This window comes from Moorena sp. SIO3I8, from assembly GCF_010692325.1.
In the GTDB taxonomy this organism is placed as follows: Bacteria; Cyanobacteriota; Cyanobacteriia; order Cyanobacteriales; family Coleofasciculaceae; genus Moorena.
On sequence record NZ_JAAHHW010000235.1, the window covers coordinates 1 to 4,154 of the forward strand.

4 protein-coding genes are annotated in these 4,154 nt (G+C 44.9%); all 4 read right to left on the reverse strand.

The window, feature by feature from the left end:
* On the reverse strand, nt 1–174 hold a 174-nt coding region (locus tag F6K51_RS35465), incomplete at its 3' end, for a nucleoside-diphosphate kinase (RefSeq protein WP_293030400.1).
* A gap of 77 nt (nt 175–251) precedes the next feature.
* Nucleotides 252–1,298 (reverse strand): D-alanine--D-alanine ligase family protein, encoded by a 1,047-nt coding sequence (locus tag F6K51_RS35470; protein ID WP_293030393.1) that lies wholly within the window; start codon nt 1,296–1,298, stop codon nt 252–254.
* A 16-nt stretch (nt 1,299–1,314) separates the two neighbouring features.
* A complete protein-coding gene (locus tag F6K51_RS35475; protein WP_293030396.1) occupies nt 1,315–2,037 on the reverse strand; it encodes a hypothetical protein in 723 nt (240 codons plus the stop codon).
* 42 nt (nt 2,038–2,079) lie between these two features.
* Complete coding sequence (locus F6K51_RS35480; RefSeq protein WP_293030398.1) at nt 2,080–3,132, reverse strand: ParM/StbA family protein; 1,053 nt, start codon at nt 3,130–3,132, stop codon at nt 2,080–2,082.
* Nucleotides 3,133–4,154: the final 1,022 nt, after the last annotated feature.

A 4,154-nucleotide genomic window follows, 5' to 3' on the forward strand; every position in this document is an offset into this window, starting at 1 on the left:
AAAGAAAGGTCTCTCTTTGTGAACAGCGTAATGCTGTTCGGCAAGTTCACGGCTGACGCTCATCAGCTTCAGCCCAACTAAGGTAAAACCTTTTGTCTCAAAACGCTGGATGATTTGACCAACAAGATTCCGTTGTACACCATCCGGCTTAACCATCAGAAATGTCCGTTCCAAGTTTTTCTCCTCAAATTGTTTAACTCAGCTCAATCTTTGGCGTAACCTTTCCTATCATATTCCGTGCGGACGAAGATTCAAGCCCGTTCTATTGCTAGTTGAATTAACTGATCCACTAATTCTGGAAAAGAAACACCTGTAGCTGCCCACAGTTGGGGATACATACTGGTTGCAGTAAAACCTGGTAAGGTGTTAATCTCGTTGATGAAGATTTCCCTAGTGGCTTCGACATAAAAGAAGTCTACCCGTCCTAAACCAGCCCCATCAACGGCAGTAAAAGCCTGGATTGCCATTTCCTGAATCTGGGTAGTCACGTCAGTGGGCAAGGGAGCGGGGATTAACAAGTCGGCTTGACCTTGAGTGTATTTGGTTTCGTAGTCATAGAAATCACTCTCATAGGTAATTTCACCAACTACTGAGGCTTTGGGATGATCGTTCCCTAGTACAGCACACTCTACTTCTCGCCCTACTACTCCTTCTTCTACAATCAACCTACGGTCGTAATTAGCAGCATTATCTAAGGCGGCTTCTAATTCAGAACGCGATCGCACTTTGGCAATCCCGACCGATGAGCCTAAATTAGCTGGTTTGACAAAGTAGGGATAGTTTAAGGTTTCCTCAATTTGGTCACAGAGTTTGGTAAATACACAGGGATCTGACCAAACTTGCGATCGCAAAACTTCCATGTATTTGACTTGGGGTAATCCGGCTTGGGCATATACTGTTTTCATTGCCAGCTTGTCCATGCCTACAGCTGAACCAAGAACACCACTACCGACAAAGGGTACTCCCATCAGGGTTAGTAATCCCTGAACTGTGCCATCTTCCCCATTCGGCCCATGGAGGATGGGAAACCAGACATCTACCTCACTGACAACAGCCGGAAATTGCCAGACATTACCGCTAGGAGCAGATTCCAGGGGGGTTCCCGAGTCTAAAACCTGTGCGATAGTTTCGACCACTGTCCAGATGCCATTTTTTTGAATGTAGACTGGCAGCAATTCGTACTTAGAGGCATTTTCTTCGGCATACAGAGCGTTTGCGATCGCTCTTGCAGAACTAATGGAAACCTCGTGTTCTCCTGAGACACCACCAAACAGCAGTCCAACTCTGCGTTTTGTCATAGCACTATACAGTTAATTAAAAATCCTCTAATAAAGAACCCAAGCGACTTAGTAACGGATCAGATTGATCAGCCTCTTTTTCCAATCCTGCGCGGAGGCTCCCATCTGACTCTCTAGTAGCTTTTTCTGTGGATGCCTGTTCTCTTACGCCAGACAAATCCGTTGTACTAAAATTCGACAGCACCGTTTCTACACCAGCAACTTGCTGTTTTAAGTGTTCGAGTTGTTGATGAGAACGGTCATCCACTTGCTTGACCTGTTCGATTAAGGCCGTCAATTGATCATCAAGTTGATCAGAAGATTCTTCAGTAGATAGAACCTGCTCTAATTTCCCAAGCTGCTGTTGTAACTGCGTCAATTGTTGAGTTGTATTAGAGTCTATTTCCTCAATCCGTTGAGTCAGATCAGTTAGCTGACTATTCAGTTGGCTAGGACTCTGAACCGATAACGCCTGTACCACTTCAGTTAATTGCTGCTGCAGTTGGGTTAGCTTGTCTTCAAGATTTCCAACACCTGTTGTTTCCTCGGTTGTTTCCTCGGTTGCTTCCTGGGAGGATGCTTTTTCCTCTGAGGATTCTGGTCTTAACAGAAACTCTTGGAGAGCTTGCTTGCACAACATGCTAAAGCTAGGATACTGACCCTTAGCTAGTTCTTTTTCCACTGCCTTTAGTAGAGATTGATCCTCTCGGTTAGAGGTAAATGCTACTGTTTTATTTACTTTTTTTGCGATCGCTGCCATGGGAATTATACCTATAATGCTAGGGGATAATTACAATACAATTTATCGAGATGCCGACTGCTTCTGCACCTCTCCATAAATGTATTGTCCCAAAGCATTTGCTTTTCGAGAGGGTTGAGCTAAGTAACCCTTCAGTCTAGCTTCTTTGAAGATAAGTTGAAGATCATTCCAGAAGAATTGTCCACCACCACCCGTCACCACTACGTCTGTGGTGCGTTCTGGTAGCCAAGCGAGCAAGCGATCTGACAGTTCACGGGCAAAACTTTTGCGCAAACTCGGTATAATTTCGTCGAGGTCTGTGGGCTGAGCAGCACCCTTAGGACGATAAAAGCGCTCTCCCTCTGGACGATTAACCGCTTTGATTAATAGCAACGATTGACTATCAGCTCCCTGAATTTGCGCAGCTAATTGATCATAGAACTCATTCATGGCAAACGCTTCACTCTGAGATGCTCCTCTAGCAAATCGGAACGAATCTGCCATGATAAAGTCAGTGGTTTGGTGGCCAATATCCACAACGGCGACGGAACGGTCGTGTAATCCGCCATCCGATGGATCGTTTTCCTGAACTTCAACCCAGATCAAGCTACCATAACCCTCTGGTATCACCCAAACTTTCTTAATCGTAATCGAGACTTGTTCCCCTCTGTAGTACATGACATGAGGAGAAGCGAGGATACCAATTAATTCGTCTTTTTCACGCTCAAACTGCTCTTGGGAATGGTAGGGCAATCCCATGATAATTGCCAAGTCACCTTGAAGCTCGAAATGTCCTACGCAGGCAAAGACTTTTATCAAGGCATCTTCTACTTTCGATTGACCAACACCCAAGTTAGCTCCGAAGTCAGCGGCTAGTTGTCCAATGGCGTATCCTTTGCCTTGATACTCCAGCCAAATATCTAATAGAGGGTCACCTAGTCGAGCTTCAAACCCACCCCGACGCACTTGCTCAACGGTGAGATGGGCAACATTGGCAGGAATTAGCACTACACCATCGGGGTAACGGCTGATACAAGCTTTAGTAGAGGTACGACCTAAGTCAATGCTGAGAATAGGAACTTTATTCACGATGGTAGCAAGCTGTTTAGCAGTCATTCGTTAGTATATAGCAGTTTGTCTAACTCAACTCACAAAAAAATTGTCCGATGTTTGGAAGCCCCGTCTAGGCAAGAGCGGGGTGCGGACAATGATTAGGCTTTTTGCGATAGTTCTGCCACCAAGGGCCAAAAATCCTTAGACTAGGTGTGCAGGAAACGCAGGTTGACCCAAGTCTGTTGGGAACTACTCCACATATATAGTAGATTAATCATTCAGTAATCTCTGACATCTCGACTGGCAGTTAGGATATCGCTACGGATTGTTTCGAGAGTAGCGATCGCTAAGTACCTGGACAAAAATAAACCTCACTTCTTGATGCAAAGCGCGAGTGGGGGGAACCCCCAAGACCGTAATGGTGCGTTTTCCGCATTAAGAATTAAATTCGCCACGGGTCGCACCTCTGCCTCGCTGTATTAACTTATGTAAAGTTACCAAAAGCCCTTCTGCTCCCTGCTCCCTATTTCAACAGTTAATTTTACTTTTGTCCGATTCCCAATTCCCGATTCCCGATTCCCGATTCCCGATTCCCAATTCCCGATTCCCGATTCCCGATTCCCGATTCCCAATTCCCAATTCTTAATTCTCAATTCTTCCTTCTCAATTCTTCCTTCTCAATTCTTCCTTCTCAATTCTTCCTTCTCAATTCTTCCTTCTCAATTCTTCCTTCTCAATTCTTCCTTCTTCATTCTTCCTTCTCAATTCTTCCTTCTCAATTCTTCCTTCTTCATTCTTCCTTCTTAATTCCATAAAAAAATAGCCGTAGAAATACTATCCACGGCTAGGTCAATCACATATGTCAGAAATTTCCAAAACCCAAGGCCCCCGGGGGGAAACCCCCCCCAGAAATTTAAGGTGTTATGGCAACAACCAATACTTGGTCATAGTAGTCATCAATTAAACTAAGCCAATAGGTCACCCCATTAACTCGTCTTCAAAACCGTACGTGACACTTTCGCATCATACGGCTCCTCATTATAGGAACACACTGACATTGGTACCTCTAGAACGGATTCTCATCT